This is a genomic window from Pseudomonas sp. AN-B15 (assembly GCF_019056475.1).
Taxonomy (GTDB): domain Bacteria; phylum Pseudomonadota; class Gammaproteobacteria; order Pseudomonadales; family Pseudomonadaceae; genus Aquipseudomonas; species Aquipseudomonas parakoreensis.
Map to the genome: position 1 here is coordinate 2,656,904 of NZ_CP049737.1, position 22,202 is coordinate 2,679,105.

General features: G+C 56.9%; 21 protein-coding genes. 16 read left to right on the forward strand and 5 right to left on the reverse strand.

Translation table 11 applies throughout. From position 1 onward, the window contains the following. Nucleotides 1-67 precede the first annotated feature (67 nt). From GTQ41_RS12015 to GTQ41_RS12025, 3 genes are read left to right on the forward strand one after another with little or no spacing between them, the layout of a single operon-like run. Complete coding sequence (locus GTQ41_RS12015) at nt 68-733, forward strand: secretin and TonB N-terminal domain-containing protein (RefSeq protein WP_230679372.1); 666 nt, start codon at nt 68-70, stop codon at nt 731-733. Continuing rightward, nucleotides 730-1,281 (forward strand): RNA polymerase sigma factor, encoded by a 552-nt coding sequence (locus tag GTQ41_RS12020; protein ID WP_041062424.1) that lies wholly within the window; start codon nt 730-732, stop codon nt 1,279-1,281. The genes GTQ41_RS12015 and GTQ41_RS12020 overlap by 4 nt, the downstream gene beginning before the upstream one ends. Nucleotides 1,282-1,312: 31 nt before the next feature. Next, nucleotides 1,313-2,251 (forward strand): DUF4880 domain-containing protein, encoded by a 939-nt coding sequence (locus GTQ41_RS12025; protein ID WP_047293925.1) that lies wholly within the window; start codon nt 1,313-1,315, stop codon nt 2,249-2,251. Nucleotides 2,252-2,401: 150 nt separating this feature from the next. Here the strand turns inward: GTQ41_RS12025 and GTQ41_RS12030 are convergent, their stop codons facing one another. Both GTQ41_RS12030 and gspH read right to left on the reverse strand, forming a co-directional pair. After that, nucleotides 2,402-3,010 carry a prepilin-type N-terminal cleavage/methylation domain-containing protein gene (locus GTQ41_RS12030; protein WP_047293928.1) on the reverse strand — a complete coding sequence of 203 codons (609 nt, stop codon included), beginning with the start codon at nt 3,008-3,010 and terminating at the stop codon, nt 2,402-2,404. Next, complete coding sequence (gene gspH / locus GTQ41_RS12035) at nt 3,007-3,459, reverse strand: type II secretion system minor pseudopilin GspH (RefSeq protein ID WP_047293930.1); 453 nt, start codon at nt 3,457-3,459, stop codon at nt 3,007-3,009. Before gspH ends, GTQ41_RS12030 begins: the two co-directional genes overlap by 4 nt. A gap of 132 nt (nt 3,460-3,591) precedes the next feature. Between gspH and GTQ41_RS12040 the strand changes: the two genes are divergently transcribed. From GTQ41_RS12040 to GTQ41_RS12055, 4 genes are all read left to right on the forward strand, one after another. After that, nucleotides 3,592-4,023 (forward strand): type II secretion system protein N, encoded by a 432-nt coding sequence (locus tag GTQ41_RS12040; protein WP_047293932.1) that lies wholly within the window; start codon nt 3,592-3,594, stop codon nt 4,021-4,023. A gap of 470 nt (nt 4,024-4,493) precedes the next feature. Further along, nucleotides 4,494-5,039 (forward strand): Pycsar system effector family protein, encoded by a 546-nt coding sequence (locus GTQ41_RS12045; protein ID WP_047293934.1) that lies wholly within the window; start codon nt 4,494-4,496, stop codon nt 5,037-5,039. A gap of 13 nt (nt 5,040-5,052) precedes the next feature. Further along, nucleotides 5,053-6,369, forward strand: a complete 1,317-nt coding sequence (locus GTQ41_RS12050; protein ID WP_047293938.1) for an adenylate/guanylate cyclase domain-containing protein — start codon at nt 5,053-5,055, stop codon at nt 6,367-6,369. A gap of 286 nt (nt 6,370-6,655) precedes the next feature. Beyond that, nucleotides 6,656-7,168, forward strand: coding sequence for a hypothetical protein (locus GTQ41_RS12055; RefSeq protein ID WP_047293940.1), 513 nt, complete (start codon nt 6,656-6,658; stop codon nt 7,166-7,168). Nucleotides 7,169-7,259: 91 nt separating this feature from the next. On the opposite strand, the gene GTQ41_RS12060 is transcribed toward GTQ41_RS12055, so the two are convergent. Beyond that, nucleotides 7,260-9,416, reverse strand: a complete 2,157-nt coding sequence (locus GTQ41_RS12060) for an AAA family ATPase (RefSeq protein ID WP_047293943.1) — start codon at nt 9,414-9,416, stop codon at nt 7,260-7,262. A 594-nt stretch (nt 9,417-10,010) separates the two neighbouring features. Here GTQ41_RS12060 and GTQ41_RS12065 point away from each other — a divergent pair. Continuing rightward, nucleotides 10,011-10,370, forward strand: coding sequence for a hypothetical protein (locus tag GTQ41_RS12065; protein WP_047293945.1), 360 nt, complete (start codon nt 10,011-10,013; stop codon nt 10,368-10,370). 246 nt (nt 10,371-10,616) lie between these two features. Here the strand turns inward: GTQ41_RS12065 and GTQ41_RS12070 are convergent, their stop codons facing one another. Then, on the reverse strand, nt 10,617-11,255 hold the full coding sequence (locus GTQ41_RS12070) for an EcsC family protein (protein WP_047293947.1): 639 nt from the start codon (nt 11,253-11,255) through the stop codon (nt 10,617-10,619). Nucleotides 11,256-11,499: 244 nt separating this feature from the next. After that, nucleotides 11,500-11,874, reverse strand: a complete 375-nt coding sequence (gene gspI, locus GTQ41_RS12075) for a type II secretion system minor pseudopilin GspI (RefSeq protein WP_047293948.1) — start codon at nt 11,872-11,874, stop codon at nt 11,500-11,502. A gap of 148 nt (nt 11,875-12,022) precedes the next feature. On the opposite strand from gspI, the gene gspG reads away from it, so the two are divergent. The 8 genes from gspG (at nt 12,023) to GTQ41_RS12115 (ending at nt 22,110) form a co-directional block, all read left to right on the forward strand. Beyond that, complete coding sequence (gene gspG / locus GTQ41_RS12080; RefSeq protein WP_047293950.1) at nt 12,023-12,481, forward strand: type II secretion system major pseudopilin GspG; 459 nt, start codon at nt 12,023-12,025, stop codon at nt 12,479-12,481. 8 nt (nt 12,482-12,489) lie between these two features. Beyond that, the gene (gene gspK, locus GTQ41_RS12085) at nt 12,490-13,443 is read left to right on the forward strand and encodes a type II secretion system minor pseudopilin GspK (RefSeq protein ID WP_047293951.1); all 954 of its coding nucleotides are present in this window, start codon (nt 12,490-12,492) and stop codon (nt 13,441-13,443) included. Beyond that, nucleotides 13,440-14,624, forward strand: coding sequence for a type II secretion system protein GspL (gspL, locus tag GTQ41_RS12090; protein WP_047293953.1), 1,185 nt, complete (start codon nt 13,440-13,442; stop codon nt 14,622-14,624). The genes gspK and gspL overlap by 4 nt, the downstream gene beginning before the upstream one ends. Beyond that, nucleotides 14,617-15,165 (forward strand): type II secretion system protein GspM, encoded by a 549-nt coding sequence (gene gspM, locus GTQ41_RS12095; protein ID WP_047293956.1) that lies wholly within the window; start codon nt 14,617-14,619, stop codon nt 15,163-15,165. Before gspL ends, gspM begins: the two co-directional genes overlap by 8 nt. Then, nucleotides 15,162-17,543 carry a type II secretion system secretin GspD gene (gspD, locus tag GTQ41_RS12100; RefSeq protein WP_047293958.1) on the forward strand — a complete coding sequence of 794 codons (2,382 nt, stop codon included), beginning with the start codon at nt 15,162-15,164 and terminating at the stop codon, nt 17,541-17,543. Before gspM ends, gspD begins: the two co-directional genes overlap by 4 nt. 307 nt (nt 17,544-17,850) lie before the next feature. Next, complete coding sequence (gene gspE / locus GTQ41_RS12105) at nt 17,851-19,257, forward strand: type II secretion system ATPase GspE (RefSeq protein ID WP_047293960.1); 1,407 nt, start codon at nt 17,851-17,853, stop codon at nt 19,255-19,257. After that, nucleotides 19,257-20,471 carry a type II secretion system inner membrane protein GspF gene (gene gspF / locus GTQ41_RS12110; RefSeq protein WP_047293962.1) on the forward strand — a complete coding sequence of 405 codons (1,215 nt, stop codon included), beginning with the start codon at nt 19,257-19,259 and terminating at the stop codon, nt 20,469-20,471. The genes gspE and gspF overlap by 1 nt, the downstream gene beginning before the upstream one ends. A 526-nt stretch (nt 20,472-20,997) precedes the next feature. After that, nucleotides 20,998-22,110, forward strand: coding sequence for a substrate-binding domain-containing protein (locus GTQ41_RS12115; protein ID WP_047293964.1), 1,113 nt, complete (start codon nt 20,998-21,000; stop codon nt 22,108-22,110). The last annotated feature ends 92 nt before the right edge of the window (nt 22,111-22,202 follow it).

The following is a 22,202-nucleotide window of genomic DNA, read 5'->3' on the forward strand; positions in this document are numbered from 1 at the left end:
TACGTCAGCCGTGCAGCGAGGCAGTTCCAGGGACGGTCTTCAGCGTTCAGCGACTCTCGTGCGCCGGGTGAGTCTGGGGCTGCTGCTTGGCTGGTTCAGCGGCGGGGCGACAGCCGGACCGTTGCCGGCCGACCTGCGCATGACCCTGCACATTCCGGCGCAGGATCTGGCCCGGGCGCTGGATCAGTACAGCCACGCCACGGGCGTTGCGGTGCTGGTCGACAGCCAGTTGAGTCGTGGCCGGCGCTCATTGGCGGTCGATGGCGAATACACCGCTGCCGATGCGTTGCGTCGTTTGCTCGGCGGCAGCGGCCTGATGGCGCGTTATGCCCGCGACGACGCGTTCACCTTGCAGGTGGCGCAGGTCGAAGACGTGCCGTCGGCCCTGGACAAAACCACCCCGGCCAGTGCCGCTGTCAGTCGCAGCTACGCCACTGCGGTGCAAGCGGCGATCGAGCGCAACCTGTGCCGTTCGCCGCTGACCCGTCCGGGCAGTTATCGCGCGGTGTTGCAGGTCTGGGTCGGGCGCGACGGCGTGGTGCAGCACAACCGGTTGGTCACCACCACCGGTGATGTACGGCGCGATACCGCGCTGGTGGAGAGCTTTCGCAATCTGAGGATCGACCGGCCCACACCCAGCGCGTTGCGTCAGCCGGTCACGTTGCTGTTGTTACCGGAGTCGTCAGGGAAACGCATGGAATGCATCAAATGGGAAGGAGTTTCCGGGGGATGAAAGACACCGGACAAGGTTCGATGGTCCAGCTGTTCCTGACGTCCTATGAGGACTTTCGGGTGCGCTTGCGACGCCGTCTCGGCTCGGAAGACCTGGCCAACGACGTGCTGCACGAAACCTACCTGCGGGTCGACCGCATGGAGACGCCGCCGAACCTGCTGCGGCCCAACGCCTACCTCTATCGCATGGCCCTGAACATCGCCGCCGACCGCCGTCAGGCCGATGCGCGCCTGCTCACCGGCGAGGAAGTCGAAGAGCTGCTGCAAGTCGGCGACGAGGCGCTGGACCCGGCGCGGGTGGTGGGCGGGCAAAAGGAAATTCAGTCGCTGCTCAGTGCTCTTTACGAGCTGCCCGCGCGGCGTCGCCGAATCTTCATCGCGGCGCGGCTGGAGGAGGCACCGCACCTGGAAATCTCCCAGCGTTTCGGCATCTCCACGCGCATGGTCGAAAAGGAAATCAAAGCCGCATTGGGCTTCTGCGCCGCGAAACTGGAAAGAAAAGTGTTTCAGCGGTTCGGTCGCGGGGCCGGAAAACCGTCTTCTGAATAGTGCCCGATCATTTCGTTGAGAACCTGCGCGTTTGAACATCTTTCGACTGACACCTGCCAAGCCATCGGCGGCCGACAATCTGCACAGCGAAGCCCACGACTGGTTGGTCCTGCTGACCTCGGGCCGCGCCACCGTGGCCGACGCCCGCGCCTTGCGCGATTGGTGTGCGCAAAGCGCCGAACATGCTCAGGCTTTCGAGCAGGCCAAGGTGTTGTGGCACAACCTGCAGCCTGCCGCTGAAATGCTGCAGTCGCCTCGACGCTTCGGTCGACGGGCGTTTCTCGGTGGCGCCATCGCTGCATCGGCGGCGTTCCTGCTGGTGCGCGGCACGATTCCCGGCGGTTTCGAAGGGCTCGGCGCCGATTACATCACCGAAGTCGGCCAGCAGAAGCGTTTCGAACCGGTCGATGGCGTGAGCCTGGAACTCAACACCCAGACCCGCATTAACCAGCGTTCTGGCGATGATGGTGTGCAGGGATTCGAACTGGTCAGCGGCGAAGTCGAAGTACAAACCGCGCGGCTGCCATTGGCGATGCAGGCTGGAGGAGGGTGGTTGCGCGCCAGTCAGGCACGGTTCAACTTGCGCAACACCGATCAGCAAGTGTGCGTGACGTGCCTTGATGGTTCGGTGGACGTCAATGTCGATGGCCACAGCCTGCGCCTGCAGCCCGGTGAACAACTGACCTACGACGCGCAGCAAGTGGGCGCAGTGCAAAGCGTCGACACCGCCGCAGTGATGAACTGGCGCCAACAAGTGCTGGTATTCAACGGCGCAACCCTCAGCCAGATGATCGACGAAATCAACCGCTACCGCCCCGGCATGTTGCTGCTGCTCAACCGCGACCTCGGCCAACGCCGCGTCCAGGCCCGCTTCAGCCTCGACCAACTCGCCGGCGTCGCCCTGCTGATCCGCGATGCCTACGGCGTCAAATGCACCGAACTGCCCGGCGGCGTGGTCGTCCTCAGCTAACCCAATCCCACCAACCCCACCAATCCCAATGTAGGAGCTGCCGAAGGCTGCGATCTTTTGATTTTGATTTTGAAGATCAAAAGATCGCAGCCTCCGGCAGCTCCTACAGAAATCTCCGATGCGCAGAAATATCGGCATAACCCGCATACATCACTCCAAAGGCCCCATCACCTGCCGATACCGCTCCACCCCCTGCGCCGTCTCCCGCGTCAACCGCACCTCCAACCCCAACGGATCCTCCCGCCGATTGCCACTCAACTGCCGCCAACCCTTATCCACCTCCCAAACCCGCACCTGCACATCACTCACGCCTTGCAACACCGCCACTCCATTCCCCGGTGCGGGCAATGGATAGCGACTGCGCGCTTCAGCCACCGCCCGATACAACGTATCCCCCTTGACCCACCAGCGCACCCGCTGCAAAGCTCCAGGCCGATCCGCCGCACGGCGAATAATGTCCAGCCGAAACCCCTTGCTGTCACTGCTCCGCACAGTAATCGCAGGCGGCGCACTCGGCGGCTCATCATCCACGCCAACCTTCTTCGGCTCGGTCAACTCCACACCCGCGCGCATCTCCACATCACGCTGCAACTGATTCAACGCCCGCAACAAACGGTCACTCTGCTCACTGCTCGCCTGCAAATGACTGTCCGCCCGCGTCACACTGTCCAGCCCGCGCCAGGCAATCAAACTGACCACCGCCATCAGCAGAATCGCGACCATCACCTCGATCAGGGTAAAGCCCCGTTGATCGTTCATTGCACACTGATCCTGCCACTGGCATCACGCAGCACACTCAGCCGATTAAGCCCATCAGACAAGGTCAATTGCAGCGGCGGATTGATCCACTCGGCGTTAAGCACAACCTTCTGCTTCGGCTCCACCCGCACCTCCAGCTTCGGACTCTGCCAGGTGCGCGGCCGCAACTGCGGGTCATCCTTGAAATGCTCAAACCCCCGACCACCGTCACCGCGCCGACTGAACCGAAAGCCCTTGCCATCACTCACCCACACAATCGGCCGACCATCCGCCCGCGCCTCCGCCTGCGCCACCTGCAGCAACTGCGCCACACGCTCAGCGTCCTTGCGCAGCAATTGCAGCGGATCCGGCTTGATACTCAGACTGATCGCCGCACTGGCAATCCCGATGATCACCAGCACCACCATCAACTCGATCAGCGTAAAGCCCTGTTGCTTGCCCACCTTCATCGGTTGCGCACTCCGTTGCGTCCAGCCCCGTCCAAAAAAACATCCTGCACGGCCAACATGTAAGACGTGTGAAATAAAACCGTGAGAATTGCCGCGTAGCCTGTCAGCAGGGACTAAAAGGAGATTCAGCCCATGATGCTCACCACCCGCATTTCCCCCCCGCAAACCGTCCAGGCCCTCGCACTGCTCGCCGCCTTGGTCGGCGTTGCGACTTGGTCGTCACTGCTCCTGACCTCCGCCGAATCCCACACCCCACCAGCGCCCCCACAGATGCTCGCGGCGCGCAGTGACAGCCCGGCGTTGCAGTGGTTTTCCAACCAGACGGCACCGGTGGACATCAAGGTGAGCGGGGTGATGGCGGGGAGTCGCGGGGCGGTGGCGATTTTGAGTTTGAACGATGGACCGCCGAGGAGTTTTTTGCAGGGGGAGAAGGTGGGGCCGGGGGTGAAGTTGGTGGCGGTGGAGGGGGATGGGGTGGTGATTGAGCAGGGTGGGGAGAGGGTGCGGTTGGGGGTGGAGAGGTTGGGGGGGGGGGTGGAGATGCCAAGGTTGGTTAGTCCGTGATTGGTGGGATTGGTGTCACTCATTCAGTGGTTTTAGCTGACGTAGTGCCTTCCGGAGTATTCGTAAGATGAGAGCGGTAGAGCTAAGAATTTTTTGTGGTTGGTTTCAGCTACAAGGGGGGACTCGATCCTGACAGCGCTTGACCCTAAAACTACGGTCCGCCTTTAAAGTCGCATCAATATCTTATAATCCGACCACTTTATCTTCTAGATCAAATTATGCTGAAGCATGAACATTAGCTAGCTATTGAACGAACAGACGCGTTTTCCCCCAGCGGTGGCCGATAGATATGCTTGCTCTGACTGCCGCGGTAGGCTTGCCGGAATAGATCGACTCTGCAGCACGACTTCTCTATCATCGTAGTGATTGGATCCATGGGGAATGGTAAGTTGTCCCCTAAGATCCTCAATGGTGCGATTAGGACATGTTAATCAAGCTTAAAATCATAAAGTTACTCGGGGAGGATTGGAATGTCGAGCATCCAAGAAAGTGAAAACAAAATAAAAAATCAATTTGAAGTTATTAAGCGGATCGATACTTATATAGGTACGACAAATACGAAATGCACTATTATTATGTCGTATTGTGCTGCCGCTACCGCATTTGTATTTACGCTTTTAGCTAAGCTTGAATTGGCTAAGGCAAGCTTGCAGCTGATAGTTGGAATAGGTGTTTTTTCTTGTTTGGCGCTAGTGCTCGCCCTTATATGCATGGTATTAGCTACGCTAACTATATTTCCAGTCACATTCAGCAATCCAAAGTCTCCCAGAGGGCAGTCACTGTTGTTTTACGGTGATATTGCATCTTGTGGCAGTGGGGACGCCTATTCAAAAAGAATTGCACAAGTTTCTTGTGAGGGCTTTCTAGAGGATTTAAATGGTCAGGTTTATACGCTTGCTTCTATCGCGTCGAAGAAGTTCGATCGTATAAAAATAGTGTCGATTATTTTGATGGTTCATTTCGGGTGCATGGCGGCTGTTTTGATAGGCGCCATTATTTATTTTTTATCTTTCTAATTGGGGTGTATTTATGTCTTCGCTAAAGGATGTATATAAATCGTTTGATCGTGTTTTCGATCGTTCCATTCAAAAAAGTATGGGGGGGATGGACTACGCTATGGAGTCAGTTGGTGCAAGTGTACAGCGGCGTGTGATGGACAGCAGTGAGATGCTTGCCAGTTCGAATGTGGCTGAGGCGGAATTCGGGATCCAAGAAGCTATTCGTGGGCTTTTTGGTAAAAAACAAATAAACGCTCACAGTATTGGGGGGCATCCAGATTTTCAACATCTTGATGCTGCTGGAATGACTGAGTACGGTTTTAATGTATCCCTTTTTTTGGATATAAAGGGGTCGACAAAATTGGGTTTGGTGTATAGCCCTGAAGAAGTTTTTTTCATTAAAAACACGATTATACGTTGTGCTATCGAGACTATTCGCGCTTTCGATGGTCACGTCCATCGTATTATGGGGGACGCGGTTCTAGCTTTCTTCCGATCTGATGGTATATCTGCTCGCGATGCCGCCATTGATGCAATAAATTGTGGTTGCTACCTAGTCGAATTCATGCGGCAACTCGTAGCCCCCAAACTTCGAGATAATAATGTTGCCGAAGATGTTGGGGTTCGAGTTGGAATAGATTATGGGCAACATCATGACGTTCTTTGGGGGATGTACGGCTTTCAAGGTTCTTCCGAGGTTACCGCAACATCGTTCTTCGTTGATGTCGCAGCAAAGCTTCAGCAGAGTGCTCCCCGCAATCGAGTCATGATAGGCGAGTCTATTCGATCGCTCTTAGATATCCATGAAGGGGTGACTGAACTAAAAAGAACCAATGGTGGAGAGGACGTTGAGCGGTATGTAATGCCAAACTACACCAGTGCCGATGGGAAGCCTGTCAATTATAAGAAATATGTTTTAAAGCAAGAAAAATATTTTAGGTTGCTGCCAAAGCCAGAGTGGAAAGATGCTCCGGTAAAAATTACAGCATTGCTCAAGCCTAGAAGTGATGTGGTTTATCAAGATCCAGAAGTTTATCATGCATGTTCTCGTGTGTTGTCTAAGGGGGTCGGGGTGGACTTTAAGGTAAGGTTTTCTCTCCCTTATACTACTAATAAGGTTCAGGTCTGCTTTAGGGTAAAGAATCATGGGCAAGAAGCTGGTGATGACGTTGGATATGAGGAGCACGTCGATGCAAAATATAATCGTGAGCGTGGCGAGTATTGGGCAAGTTATTGGAGAGAAACAGCTTATACCGGTCTCCACTACATGATTGTATCTGTATTGATTGATGGCAAGGTTGAGTATAAGGAGCAAGAGTTTGGCGTTTATATTGGGGCGCAGTCTTGATTGTCTGCGTTTCTCTAGAGATGGAAAATGGGGGCGAGCAAAAAAGACTGATTCATTTCGGCAAATAGATCGACCGCCTTTTTTGTATTGGTTTACCTGTTTAAGCCTAAGGGGTGGAGTGTGCAAAAAAACAAAACAATGGTATCAGTTTCAGGAGTTAACTGCCGAGCACTTTCGTAGCTTAGGCGCAATGGGAATAAAGTGGACTGATTTATTTCTATAAAATAAATCAGTCCACTTTTTTATTTTGTTTTTGATTTTTGCGAGAATAGCTATGGATTTAAGCATGCTTAATATTGTCGATACGGCAGTAAAGATTGGTCTTGGAGCTGTCATTTCCGGAGTTTCAGCTTACTGGATAGCCCGGCTTCAACATAATAACGAAATTGCAAAAATAAAAATTAAACGATATCGAGAATTGATTGAGGAGGTTTCCACCCAGGTGGAGGAGTTTTCCTCCGCGACACTTACATATTGGGCTTACATGATTGAGCGCGTTCGCTGCGTAAGCCGTAAAAAAGACTTCCCCGAAGATTTGCCTGTTAGAATTAAAAAGTCTGAATCAGAACTGTTTGAGAAGTTTGGCAAGCTTGCAAGTGCGGAAGGTAAGTTGATATTGTTTGGATCGATTAAGGCGCAAGAGCTTTTGCGCGAGTATGGTGATTATGTCAGAGAGTTTAGGCGAGTTGCCTGGCATGGGAACTCAAGTCTAAAAGAAGAGGATATGGAGAAGTATAGGGTCGAGATTATGTCAAGGCGCAAGACGCTCTACGAAGAGATACGTTCAATGTATGCATAGCATTTGAATTACCAAGCTGGGATATTTTTTGGATCTTTAAAAGGAGACGGATTTATTTCCAAAAAATAAATCCGTCTCCTTTTCACCTTAGTTATTTACTCATAGCTTGATAGTGTTCAGAGTACCCGCACTCTTCAAAGATCAACCTCAGACCATCTTTGAAAGTCTCATGATTAAATTCTTTTATATCAAATATATTTTGGCCCAAAGAATGTGACTCTCGATTCATGTATCTGTAGAAGGTTGTAAATTTATCCGCAGACAGAGCCGGCTTTTGGAAAACGTTGTTGAAATCCGCTTTTTGAACGAAATTGAAGAAATATTCGACGATGTTTCGCATACAGTTTGCGATCAATGCCGGTGGCGCGGCTTGGTCTTTTATGATTGACCAATACGATTGGTAGTCATTTTGAATCTCCTCGTATTTCATTGGAGTTACCGAGCTTCCGTTTTTGTTCTTATAAACCCTGAATAGTTGTTGAGTCTCTGATCGAGTTTTATGGTTTGTGTGAGTCAGTTCATAGAAAAAGTACAAGCTATGAGTTAACACAAAAATCTGCTTGTATAGATCGCTATTTATGAAATATTTTTTGATTAACTGTCCAATATTGAAAACGTATAGATGAGAAAGACTGGAAATGGGATCATCAATCACAACGACTTTGGCTTGAGGGACAGCAGTGGCGGTTTTCTGTCCTTTACAAAGCTCCATAAAGTAGAGGAAAGTGATAACCGTTTTCTCACCTTCACTCAGCGAGTGAAAGGCGTTTGCCTGATCGGTAGTTCTAGACACTCGGTAAAAATTTTCACCATACGGCACTACAGAAAAGCCATCGATGCCAATCTCTATCATACCTGCATTGATATTTTCTATTGACTCTTCAATGTTGACGGTGTGTTTTCTAAGGTTGGCGATCGTTCCATTAGACGCTGTGACAACTGCAGCTATGTTTGTTGCAGCTTGGCTTATTTTCGATGCCTCTTCTTTTAGCGCAAATGCTGACTGAGAGTAGGCAGAAATTGTCTGGTCGTAACTCCAGCGCATCAGTGTCCAGAATCGAGACTTTATGTTGTCTTTGGTTTTCTTTTTGTTTGCCAATTTGTCATTGTGTACGTTAATTATCTCGTTCAGACTCTTGATCAAATCGTTGATCAGGGCGACGGTGGGATTTGTATCGGTAAGGATAACCGGAGTGCTTGGATTTTTAATTTTATTACTAATGTGCAGGATGTTTTCGCGTATTGATGCTCTCAAAGCTTCACAGGCGGTGGTCCATGTATCTATAAGCTCCTTTTTAGCAAGAGGAGAGTTTGAAATATCTTGGATGTTTAGATTTGAGGATAGAGTCTCATACTCAGTCTTGATTAATTCCAGTTGCTTAATATCTTGATCGTAGGCTTCGTCGAAGACATTTCGTATAGAATCGATGATTTTTTTCGTAATTGTTTCTTGCTGGCAAAATGGGCACGCTTGAGGGGCCTCGTCAACTGAAATAAACCGAAGTCCTTGCTTCACCCAGTCAGAATTTCCAGCCTTCGCAATGAATTCCGCAACTGACCCCTCTTGACTGCCAACGATTACCTTGGACCATAGTGAATTTCTCTCAATACTTAGCCAGTCAGCAGAAAGGGTGGGGACGGTAGTGAATGGAGCTGCACCTTCACCCTCAATTGATGAGGCCTCTGCTTTCAAATCGTCAACCGTATAGTCAGGCTCATTTTTCGGTGAGGGGAAACTTACAATATGCTGAAAAAGGAGTTCGGTTCTTTTCAAACTCTCTAAGCAAAACTCTAGAACGCGATCACCGCCTGAGAAGGTTGTCTTAATTTCCCAAACCTTGCTACTGGCCTTTGCCTTTTCTTCTTCGAGCTTCTTGGCTGTCTCGATAGCTGAATTTGCAATTTCTTGCTGAGTAGCCAAGTGTTTTTCAAGCTCTTTCGTTTCAGCTTCAATTTGTTGAAGAGCATCTTTGTTTTCTTTCGAAAGGGTGAAGATCCCTTTTAAATTATCCTCTTCGTAAAAGTAGTCATTCAAAAAGCTTTGGTTGTATACAAGAATTTCACAAGCTTGGCTCGTTTTTAAACTGCATTTTACAAACTGTGGTGCGTTTTGGTTGTACAGGAACTCGGAAATAGTGCTCTTCCCTGCCCCGTTTAGCCCGTATATAAGCGATGTTTTATTTATGGGGGAAAAAGTAGATTTTGATTTGTAACTGGTGACGCCATCTATATTCAATTCCGTGATCATAAAGAAACTCCAGAATGCTAAGTGGCTTTGCGCCATCTCTGTTGGCGAGGAGGAGCATAGGCGAGCAAGGGGATGTCTGCCACTTTGTCTTTTGGCAGCGGAAATCAAGGCCAGTCAAAGGCAACCGAGGAAATGTGGCGGAATACATATGGGACGCGGAAGGTATGCCCTAGTCAGCGAGCTAATAGCTGGTTCCAAGGTGCAAAGTGCGATAAGGGGCCGAGACGGAATGAGGGTCTAGATAAACATCACTGTTTAAAAAGACATCTCCAGACACTCTCTCAGGCTACATATCCTTGCGCCTTTGCCTACAGCTACGCCAGAATCCGCCGGCTTGTGCGCCTTGGGGGTGGGTTCTATTGTGGTTCGGTCGCTGACGAATCAGCGATCGGGTTTCGCAGCCCGGATCAATCAAGGCGCACAGCGCTCCCAATCGTTGCCATTTTTGGCAATGGTGCTTCATGGCGGCTGTGCGCGGGATACCTTCGGGTATGCCGGGTTCCTTGATTCCCGGTCTGCGAACCTGCGTACAGCTGCCACCTCCCTTCGTTTCGCAGCGAACCGTGGCGGCTCCATCAATCAAGGAGCTTCACTATGATCAAACCAACACCCAACCCACCCGAAACCGCCTCGGTTTCCCCCTACGAATCCATCGACTCAAAAAAACTTCACGAAGCCGCCGACCGCGCGCTCGACCATTACCTCTGTGCGCCCGGTGCCACGCCGCCGCCGCGTAAAACGCGTGGGATGTATGCCGTGACGGCGGACAACAAAACCGAAGAGCTGCTGGTGGATGCCAGTGAGACGCTTGCTTCGGCCAAAAACATCGCGCAGAACATTGCCAGTTTGGTGCCGGTGTCGCAGCGTCGGGCGCTGTTGGGGATTGCGCAGTTGATTATGCTCGGGGAGTTGGCGGTGAATCGGGCGTTGGATAATTTGCAGTTGCAGGGGTGATACGCGTATCAGGATCAGCTGGTGATTGATCTTGTGTCAGATCTGGCGTCTTCGCGAGCAAGCTCGCTCCCAAAGGGATTTATGTTGATCACAGATTTTGCGTAAGTCGCTGGAACCGGTGGGAGCCAAAGACAGAGGGGACGGATTTATTGTCAGAAAATAAATCCGTCCCCTCTGTCGCGTTTGCTGATTTTGGCTCTGCATTCCCTTGAAAACGGGAAATGCAGCTACCGCTGAGGTGGCCCGTTATGCAGTCGCCACATCTTTTGGTGTGAATGTATCGCGCGCTACATTACCGATGGTGTTGGTCGTGTAGGCATCGAAACTTCCGCCAATCAAGCCTCCCAGCAGCGGCACGGCTTTGCCAAGATTGATCACGCCTTTTTCACCAAACTTGGTGAACAGCTTGAAGCCGACCTTTTTGTTTATCTCGAGCAAGGTCTTGCCGGAAATCGACTTCACGGCATTCATCGCGAGTTTGTTGCCCACGACAATACCGATGTCTTTCAGCACTTCTTTGGCTGAGTTGGCGGTGAGACAGGCGAAAACGAGGGTCTTTACCTTGTCATCCTTCACGTCGTAGCCACCCAAGTGGGCGATGGCGGCGATCATGCGAATTTGCACGAAAAGCACACTTGTGATGTTGGCGGGCAACGCTACGGGCAGTGTAATCAATCCACCCAAGCCGGTAATGAAGCCTGAGGTGGCCGATTTGGTGTTTTGCCAGCGAATCAATGAGTTAGCTTGATCGTAAGCAGGGCTTTCTTCCTTGGCGTAGCTGGCTGCGAGCTCCTCGGCGGAATCAAGACCGGAAAACCCATTGACAGATCTCTCGTAGGCCCAATCAAGGACCTGCATTATCTTTTCTTGACTTATCAGTTCCATCTTCAGTCTCAGCGCATGAATAGTGGCCTTATGATGCCATGTCTGCCGGCTTATGTGCATCACTTCGCTTTGAACAAATTCCCTCCAAATACTTTCGCCGCCGCGCTGATGGCATAACTCCACTTTTTAAATACTCGCCCAGACCCCGCGATTACATGCAGCGGGACAGAGGGAACGCATTTGCGGGCTCGATAAACGCCAGCGTTTAAAGGCAAAGTCAAAAGATCGCAGCCTTCGGCAGCTCCTACAGGGGGCGATTCAACAGGGTTTCCAGGCGGGCCAGGGGCGGGGCGTCTTGGTTGCGGTCGAAGACTTGGATGGCGATTTTGAGTAGTCGGCCATTTTCAGCCGCTGCGATTACTTGCTCACACCGCAACGACAATCGTCCCTGATCACAATCAACGGCTTTCACACCGGTCGGCAATCGACCTTCCAGTTGCAGCTCTGCCATGCGTGTTTGCGCCGCAATCATGGCAATTGAGCGATCCCGCAGAACTCCGCTGCTTTGGGTCATCAGCCCGGCCACGCGCACGGCCGCCGACATCGCCACGGCAATGATCGCCAGTGCCACCAGCACTTCAATCAGGGTGAAACCCGCTTCTCGGGAACACGCGCGCATATAAGGCCCAAAACCAAAACACAGCCCTCGACCCTAACCCCCGTCCTTGACGGCTTGACGACGAAAACTCCCGAGGATTTTCAACATCCCTGACATATCTTCTTGCAACACTGCGCGTCGAATCGAATCAAGCCAAGGGAATGTCGAGATGGATATCGCGCAGTTTAAACAGCCCAGCCGACCGAGCCGGATGCCCCGTGGGCAGCAGGGTTTTACCCTGATCGAGATCATGGTGGTGGTGGTGATTCTCGGGATTCTGGCGGCGATGGTGGTGCCCAAGGTGCTCGATCGGCCGGATCAGGCGCGGGCCACGGCGGCGAAGCAGGACATCGGCGGTTTGATGCAGGCGCTGAAGTTGTATCGCCTCGATCACGGCACGTATCCGAGCATGACGCAGGGGTTGAAAGTGCTGGTGGAGCGGCCGGCGGATGCGAAGAACAGCAATTGGCGTTCGTACCTGGAGCGTTTGCCAAATGACCCGTGGGGCCGTCCTTATCAGTACCTCAACCCCGGCGCGAATGGCGAGATCGATATCTTTTCCCTCGGTGCCGACGGTCAGCCTGACGGCGACGGCGTGAATGCCGATATCGGTTCCTGGCAGCTGTAAAGCCGGCGATGAACAGCCAATCGAACCAGCAGGGGATGGCGATCATCAGTGCACTGTTGATTGCGGCGGTGGTCGCGGTGATTGCGGCGGGGATGTTGACCCGGCAGAGCGTTTCGACCCGCGCGCTGGAGGCGGATCAGCAGCGGGTGCAGGGGCGCTGGGTGTTGCACGGCGGGCTGGAGATCAGCCGGCAATTGCTCTGGGATGCGCGGCAGCGTGATCCGTTGACCCGGCTCGATCAGCCATGGGCGCAGCGCTTGAATGCGCAGGGTTTCGAGGGGCGGCTGGAGGATGAGCAGGGCAAGTTCAACCTGCGCAATCTGGTGGCCAACGAGCGTGTCGATGAGGCGCAGGTGCAGGCGTTTCAGCGGCTGTGCGAGCTGATCGGCATCAGCGCCGGGTTGAGTCAGCGCATCAGTCAGCGGGTGATCGGCTCTTATCCGTACCTGTTGAACCCGCAGATTGCCGAAAACACTACGAGCAAAAACGCCTTTGACAGTGGCCGCGCCACGTCGCCGAATGCGTCGCGCAAGCCACAGCATCCGAAGTTGCCGATGCTGCGAAGTGTCGATGATCTGCGCAGCGTCGAGGGCGTGAATGAGGCGGTCATCGGCAAACTGGCGCCGTACCTGACGGTAATCCCAGCGACCACCTGGCTCAACGGCAATACCGCCACCGCGCCGGTGCTGGCCGCGTATGTGCCGGGGTTGTCGCTGGAGCGCGCGCAGGCGCTGATCAATGAGCGCGATGCCGGGCGCTGGTTCATCAACCGGGGCGATTTCGTCAACCGCTTGCGCATGCCGAATCTGGAGCTGACCAGCGTCAAGGTCGGCATCACCAGTGACTGGTTTCGCCTGCGTGGCGAGGCGCGGCGGGATCAACGGCGGGTCAGTCTCGATGCGTTGTTGCACCGCAGCGAGGATCGGCTGCCGCAAGTGATCTGGTCGCGGGTGGGTGCATGAGCCAGTTGCGTGTGAGTTTGCCGCCACTGGCGCAGTTGAGTCTCGACAGTGAAATGGACTGCGCATGGCTGGACCGGCAGGGGCAGGTCATTCGTGAGCAGCGCCAGACTTTTAGCCAACTCGGGCAGTCACCCAAGCAGCCACCGCTCAGCGCTTTTCTGCACCCGGCGGACAGCCTGTTGGCGAGCATCGACCTGCCGCCATTGCCGGCGAACAAGACCGCAGCGGCGGTGCAATGCGCGGCGCAGGCCTTGATGCTCGGTGACTGCAATGACATGCACATCGCCCACAGTTCGCGGGATGAAGCGGGGCAGGTGCAGATCGCCTGGGCGCCGTCTCAGCGTTTGCAGCATCTGGGGCAACTGCTGAAGCAGGCCGGACTGAATCTGCGCGGTCTGTACCCGGCGGCGTACAGCTTGCCGGTGCTGCCGGGCACGGTGGCCTGTCGGCAGGACGGCCATTTGTTGCTGCGCGAAAGCGTGCAGGTGGCGCGGGTGCAGCCGCTGTTCGACGACGAGATTGGCGATTGGCTGCTGAGCTGCGGCACGCCGTTGCACTGGATCGGCTCGACGCCACCGACGGATGCAGAATTGCCGATGGCCGAGGCGCAGCGCTGGACCGGGCCGTTGCCCGGTTGGGGCCTGCACGGCGCGGTGCAACAGCAGCGCAGCGAGCATCGCGGTTGGGGCCGGGCTCTGGGGCTTTGCGCCTTGGCGGTGGCGGTGTGGGTCATCGGCTTGAACCTGTATGCCGCCCGTGAGGCCAGTCAGGGCCAGCAGCTCAAGGCGCAGATGGCGCAGCGGGTGAAGCAGGCCTTTCCCGAGTTGCCGGTGATCCTTAATCCGCTGCAGCAGGCCCGTCAGCAATTGGCGGCGCGGCAGAAGGGCGCGGCGGAGGACCCGGCGCAGCCCTTCAATCGGCTGGTGTTGCAGGCCGGCAGTGGCATGCCGTTCATGGCCGGCACGGTCGAGCGCCTGACGTTTGTCGACGGCACCTTGCAGTTGAGTCTGCTGGCCGACGCCCGGCGCAGCGCCAATGACAAGGACAAGGATTGGCAAGCCGCTTTGGCCCAGGTCGGGATCAGTGCGACGGCTGATGATGAAGGCTGGCTGCTGCGCCCGAGCGATGAAGTCACCACCCCCGACGACAGCGCTGACGACAGCGGAGCAGAAGATGAATAAGGCATCGCTCGCGGTTTATCGCGCCCGTTGGCAGCATTTCAGCGCGCAACTTCAGGCGCGCTGGCAAGCGCTGGCCCTGCGCGAAAAGCGCATGGTCGGCGGCATGGCGGCGGTGCTGCTGGCGCTGTTGGTATGGGTCGCACTGATTCAGCCGCCGCTGAAAAAAATCACTTACTGGCAAAGCGAAACGCCGAAGTTGCGTGCGCAGACCGAAGCCCTTGAAGTGCTGTTGCGCGAAGTCAGCGTGCGCCCGGACGGGCAAAGTCTTGCGCAGTCTCTTGAGCAGACGCTGCAGGCCAGCGGCCTGGCCGGACACTTTCAATTGCAGGCCGGAGAGGCCGGTGCGTGGCAACTGACGTTCGACGCGGCACCGGCCGACGCGGTGCTCGATTGGCTGTTGAGCACTCCGGCACAACTTTCTCTGCAAGTGGTCGAGGCCCGTCTGCAACGCGCCGACAACGCTTCGACCGAAGTCACTGCCGGCACATTGTCAGGCACCGTTCGCATGGATCAGGCGCTGGGCGCTAAGGAAGCTTCATGAAGGGGTCAGGATCCAAACCGGCGCGCATGGCGTTGCCGATGCTGCTGATGGCATTGAGCGCGTGCAGCAACACCACCACGCCGCCGAATCAGCCGCCGTTGCTAGTGGACAGCGAACTCGGCCGTCCATTGGCCAACACCCAGCGCAGCGGCGATGCGCTGCTTGATCGGCAACGCGCTCAGGCACAAACCGCGCCGCAACCCCGGCAGATGCACAACATCACCGAACGCGCACGCAGTGGCGGCGCCCCACGCGGCAGCACACTGCCGAGCAATCCGCTGGGCGATCAGCCGGTGACGCTGAATTTTGTCGATGCCGATATTCAGGCTGTGGTGCGCGCGTTGTCGCGTTCCACCGGCCAGCAGTTTCTGGTCGACCCTCGGGTCAAGGGCAGCCTGACGCTGGTCTCGGAAGGTCAGGTGCCGGCACGCCAGGCCTACGACATGTTGCTCGCGGCGTTGCGCATGCAGGGTTTCAGCGTGGTCGATGTCGGCGGCGTCGCCCAGGTGGTGCCGGAAGCAGACGCGAAACTGCTCGGCGGGCCGATCTACAGCCCGGACAAACCCGCCGGCAACGGCATGCTGACGCGTACCTTTCGCCTGCAATACGAAAACGCGGTGAACCTGATTCCGGTGTTGCGCCCGATCGTCTCGCCGAACAACCCGATCAATGCCTACCCCGGCAACAACACCATCGTCGTCACCGATTACGCCGAGAACCTCACTCGCGTCGCCCAGTTGATCCAGACCATCGACACCCCGAGCGCGATCGACACCGACGTGGTGCAGATCCAGAACGGCATCGCCGCTGACATCGCGCCGATGGTCGCGGATCTGCTCGACGCACCGGGCAACGATCCGACGCAGAAAATCGCGGTGATCGGTGATCCGCGTTCCAACACCATCATCATCCGCGCCGGCAGCCCCGAGCGCACCGAGCTGGCGCGCAATCTGATCTACAAACTCGACAACGCGCAGAGCAATCCGAGCAATCTGCATGTGGTGTATCTGCGTAACGCGCAAGCGGCGAAACTGGCGCAGGCGTTGCGCGGTTTGCTCACCGGCGAAAGCGACAGCGGCACCAGCGACAGTGCGCGCTCGGTGCTCAGCGCCATGGGCAGCAATGGCAACAACAATGGCGGATCGAGTGCGCAGAGCGGCACGCAAACCAGCGGCAGCACCTCGACCACTTCCAGCACGGGCAGCACCGGCGGCAGTTATGCGCAGGGCAGCAGTTCGACCGGCAGCGGCGGCAATCAAGCCAGCGAACAGAACGTTGCGTTCAGCGCGGGCGGGGTGACGATTCAGGCTGACGCCACCACCAATACCTTGCTGATTTCCGCGCCGGAGCCGTTGTATCGCAACCTGCGCGAGGTCATCGATTTGCTCGACCAGCGCCGCGCGCAAGTGGTGATCGAGAGCCTGATCGTTGAGGTCGGCGAGGACGATGCCAGCGAATTCGGCGTGCAATGGCAGACCGGCAATCTCGGCGGTAAAGGCGTGATCGGCGGGGCGAATCTTGGCGGTTCGGGGATCAACCTCAACGGCAAGACCAGTCTCGATGTGCTGCCGCAGGGTTTGAACCTCGGTTATGTCAACGGCACCGTCGACATCCCCGGCATTGGCAAGATTCTCGACCTGAAAGTGCTGGCCCGGGCGCTGAAGAGCAAGGGCGGCACCAACGTGTTGTCGACGCCGAATCTGCTGACCCTCGATAACGAGGCGGCGAGCATTTTTGTCGGCCAGACCATTCCGTTTGTCAGCGGTAGCTACGTGACTGGCGGCGGTGGCACCAGCAACAATCCGTTCCAGACCGTGACCCGTGAGGAGGTGGGCTTGAAGCTCAACGTGCGGCCGCAGATTTCCGAGGGCGGCACGGTCAAGCTCGATATCTATCAGGAAGTCAGCAGCATCGACGAACGTGCTTCGGTCAGCGCGCGAGCGGCGGGGATCGTCACCAACAAGCGCGCAATCGACACCAGCATCCTGCTCGACGACGGTCAGATCATGGTCCTCGGCGGCTTGCTGCAGGACGGCTACAGCCAGAGCAACGAAGCGGTGCCATGGCTGGGCACCTTGCCGGGAATCGGCGCGCTGTTTCGCAACGAGCGCCGGGCGATCAGCAAGACCAACCTGATGGTGTTCCTGCGCCCGTACATCATCCGCGACAGCGAAGCGGGGCGCAGCATCACCCTCAACCGCTACGACTTCATGCGCCGCGCCCAGGGCGGCCTGCAACCGGAGCGCAGCTGGGCAATGCCGGACATGCAGGCGCCGCAGTTGCCGACGGCGGCGCAGGGAGTGCCGAGTCCGGTTCCGGCTTCGGGACCTCGCGCGACGATCAAAGCGGTGCCGATTGAAGGGAGTACACGCTTTTGAATCCAACCCTCAATCTGAGAAGTAACCCTGTAGTGAGGGGATTTATCCCCGATGGGCAGCGAAGCGGCCCCAAAACCTATGCGCGCGGTCAGTCAGATGTATTCGGATATCAGGTTTCGGGGCTGCTACGCAGCCCATCGGGGATAAATCCCCTCACCACAAGAATTCCCCTCACCATAGAGAGCCGGGACGACGCTGGACCTGTAGGAGCTGCCGAAGGCTGCGATCTTTTGATCTTTAAAAGCAAAAGATCGCAGCCTGCGGCAGCTCCTACACGGGAATGTATTGCCATGGGGGGAGGGTGTAGATGAGTTCGCTTCCCTACGCCTGGGCCAAGGCCCAGCGCATTCTGTTGTGCGACGGCGTGCTGACCGTATGCCCATCGACCCCCGGCTGGTCGATCAGCGAAGTGCGGCGGCAGTTCGGTGAGACGTCGCTCCGGCGCGTGCGCGACGACGAACTCGACGGCCTGCTCGCCACGGCCTACGCCGATACAGGCAGCGCCGCCGCTGTGGTTGGCGCAGCAGAAAACGAAGTCGATCTCGACCGCCTGATGCAGGACATGCCGGAAATCACTGACCTGCTCGACACTCAGGACGGCGCGCCGGTGATTCGCATGATCAACGCCTTGCTCACCCAGGCCGCGCGCGATGAGGCCAGCGACATTCATATCGAACCGTTCGAAACCCATTCGGTGGTGCGCTACCGGGTCGACGGCACGCTGCGCGACGTGGTGTCGCCGCGCAAGGCATTGCACGGCGCGCTGGTGTCGCGGATCAAGATCATGGCCCAGCTCGACATCGCCGAAAAACGCTTGCCGCAGGACGGCCGTATCGCGCTGCGGGTGGCCGGGCGGCCGATTGATATTCGCGTCTCCACCGTGCCGACCGGGCATGGCGAGCGTGTTGTCATGCGCTTGCTCGACAAGCAGGCCGGGCGCCTGCATCTGGAAACGTTGGGCATGGACGCACAGGTGCTGGCCAAACTCGATCACCTCATCCGCCAGCCCCACGGCATTGTGCTGGTCACCGGCCCCACCGGCAGCGGCAAGACCACCAGCCTCTACGCCGCGCTGGCGCGACTGGATGCCAGCAGCAGCAACATCCTCACCGTCGAAGACCCGGTGGAATACGACCTGCCGGGGATCAGCCAGATTCAGGTCAACGCCAAGATCGACATGACCTTCGCCCTGGCCTTGCGCGCGATTCTGCGTCAGGACCCGGACATCATCATGATCGGCGAGATCCGCGACCTGGAAACCGCGCAAATCGCCGTGCAGGCCTCGCTCACCGGGCACCTGGTACTGGCGACGCTGCACACCAACGACGCGGTGTCGGCGGTCAACCGCTTGATCGACATGGGCGTCGAGCCGTTTCTGCTCGCATCGTCGATGCTCGGCGTTCTGGCGCAACGCTTGGTGCGACGGCTGTGTAATCAGTGCAAACAGGAAGACCCGGCAGCGCCGGGCACATGGCGCCCGGTCGGTTGCGCGGCGTGTAATCACACCGGTTACAGCGGCCGCACCGGCATCCACGAATTGTTCTGCATCGATGACGACATCCGCACCCTGATTCACCAAGGGGCAGGGGAACAGGCCTTGCGCGCGGCAGCGGCCAAGGCCGGGATGTTCAGCCTGCGTGAGGACGGCGAGCGCTGGATTCGCAGCGGCGCCACCGCGCCTGAAGAAATCCTCCGTGTGACCCGGGACGCCTGATGAATCGCTATCGTTTTGAAGCCGCCGATGCCACCGGCAAGATCGAGTCCGGGCACCTGGAGGCGGACAGCCAAGGTGCGGCGTTCGGCGTGTTGCGCAGCCGTGGGTTGACCGCGTTGTCGGTGCACAAGGAAAGCAACGTCGCCCAGCATGGCGGCGGCAGTGGCTTGTTCAGTGCGCGGATGTCGGATAACGATCTGGCCTGGGCGACGCGGCAACTGGCGAGCCTGCTCGGGGCCAGTCTGCCACTGGAGGCGGCGCTCAGCGCGACGGTGGAGCAGGCCGAGAAAAAACACATCGCCCACACCCTCAGCGCGGTGCGTGCCGACGTGCGCAGCGGCATGCGTCTGGCCGAATCGCTGGCCGCACGGCCACGGGATTTTCCGGAGATCTATCGCGCGTTGATCGCTGCGGGGGAAGAATCTGGTGATCTGGCGCAGGTCATGGAGCGGCTGGCCGACTACATCGAAGAACGCAACAACCTGCGCGGCAAGATTCTCACCGCGTTCATCTATCCCGGTGTGGTCGGGCTGGTGTCGATCGGCATTGTGATCTTCCTGCTCAGCTATGTGGTGCCGCAGGTGGTCAGTGCGTTTTCCCAGGCGCGGCAGGACTTGCCGGGGCTGACTTTGGCGATGCTCACCGCCAGTGATTTCATTCGCGCATGGGGCTGGTTGTGTGCGGCGATCATGGCCGGGGCGTTCTGGAGCTGGCGCCTGTACCTGCGCAATCCGGCGGCGCGCTTGAGTTGGCATCATCGGGTGCTGAAATTGCCGCTGATCGGGCGTTTCGTGTTGGGCCTGAACACTGCGCGATTCGCCTCGACCCTGGCGATTCTCGGCGGTGCCGGGGTGCCGTTGTTGCGGGCGCTGGAGGCGGCGCGGCAGACGCTATCCAATGATCGCTTGAGCCTGAGTGTCAGCGACGCCACGGCCAAGGTGCGCGAAGGGGTCAACCTGGCGGCGGCGTTGCGGGTGGAGAACGTGTTCCCGCCGGTGCTGATTCACCTGATCGCCAGCGGCGAGAAAACCGGTGCACTGCCGCCGATGCTCGAACGTGCGGCGCAGACCCTGTCGCGGGATATCGAACGGCGGGCGATGGGCATGACCGCGTTGCTCGAACCGCTGATGATTGTGGTGATGGGTGGGGTAGTGCTGGTGATTGTGATGGCGGTGTTGTTGCCGATCATTGAGATCAACCAGCTGGTGCAATAACCCCCTGTAGGAGCTGCCGAAGGCTGCGATCTTTTGATCTTGATCTTGATCTTGATCTTGAAAAGCAGAAGCAAAATCAAAAGATCGCAGCCTTCGGCAGCTCCTACAGAGAATGGAGTAAGCACCATCCACCCGTGGGAGCTGGCTTGCCAGCGATAGGGCCATGCAGAACAACAAATAACTCAGACTTTTTTACCAGGACTTCAGCATCACCCGAGCCTCAAAAGAACCATCCTCGGGTTCTCCTTTCTGTCATCTGCAACCACCCCGCAACGGCTGCAGCCAGTTTCAGCCAAACCCACGATCCAGACGCCGCGCCATCCCCCGCAAACACCCGAGAAAACCCCCTGAAATACCTCGCGCAGCTCCCGAGGTTTTTTCCTTTATCTGTCACCGGAACCTGCGAATTTCTCATTGCGACTTAACCACGGACCCCGCTTGCGAAGGTCAGCGGTGAGTCTTCCCAGTGTCATGCAAGACCCCTGAAAACCTGTGTTCACAACCATCGTTGAAAAGGAGATTCTTCATGTTCAAGCGCACTCTGATCGCCGCGTCCCTGACCGTCGCCGCTCTGGCTTCCGCCCAGGCCATGGCCGTTACCGGTGGTGGCGCCACGCTGCCAGCCGCTCTGTACAAAGGTTCGGCCGACAGCATCCTGCCTGCCAACTTCAGCTACGCCGCCGTGGGTAGCGGTGCCGGCAAGACCGCTTTCCTGACCAACAACCCGGCCGGCTTCAGCACCACCGGCACCGTGCATTTCGCCGGTAGCGATTCGATCCTCAGCGCTGCGGAAATCAACACCTACAACACCACCTACGGCGCTTCGTACGGCCCGCTGATTCAACTGCCTTCGGTGGCCACTTCGGTTGCCATCCCGTACAAAAAAGCCGGCCAGACCGCGCTGAACCTGACCAGCGCTCAGCTGTGCGATGCGTTCTCCGGTGCCAAGACCACTTGGGGCCAGCTGCTCGGCACGACCGACACCACGCCGATTCGCGTTGTGTACCGCAACGTTTCCAGCGGCACTTCGGAAATCCTCAGCCGTCACTTGAACTCGGTCTGCCCGACTCAGTTCGCCACCAGCTCCACCTTCACCAACGCGCGTCTGCCAGCCGGTTCGACACTGCCGTCGAACTGGGTCGGCGTCGCCAACACTTCTGATGTCGCCACTACCGTGAACGCGGTTGACGGCTCGATCGGTTATGTCGGTCCGGACGGTGTCGACGCCACCAGCAACGCTGTTGTTGCTCGTGTTAACGGCGTTCAGCCAACTTCGCTCAACGTCACCCTGGCACTGTCGTCGGTGTCGGCTCCTTCGACCCCGGCCCAGGCTGCAAACCCTGCCAACTGGTCGCCCGTGGTGGCTAACCCGGCTTCGGGTTACAAACTGGCTGCCTACACCAACTTCATCTTCGGTCAGTGCTACAAGGATGCAGCCGTGGCCGCGGACGTCAAAGCCTTCCTGACTCAGCACTACAGCAACCCGGGCAACAACACTGCGACTCAGGCCCACAAGTTCGTCGCCGTGCCTAACGCCTGGAAAACTGCTGTGACCGCCAACTTCATCACCAACACGTCGGGCAACAACCTGGACATCAACAACGCCAGCGTCTGCAACGCTATCGGCCGTCCTTTGTAAGCTCGCGCGGTCGTAACACCGATGACGGCAACCTTGGGGTTGCCGTCATTTTTTTTGGCTCGAATACACGCCGAACATGAAGTTTGTGTGAC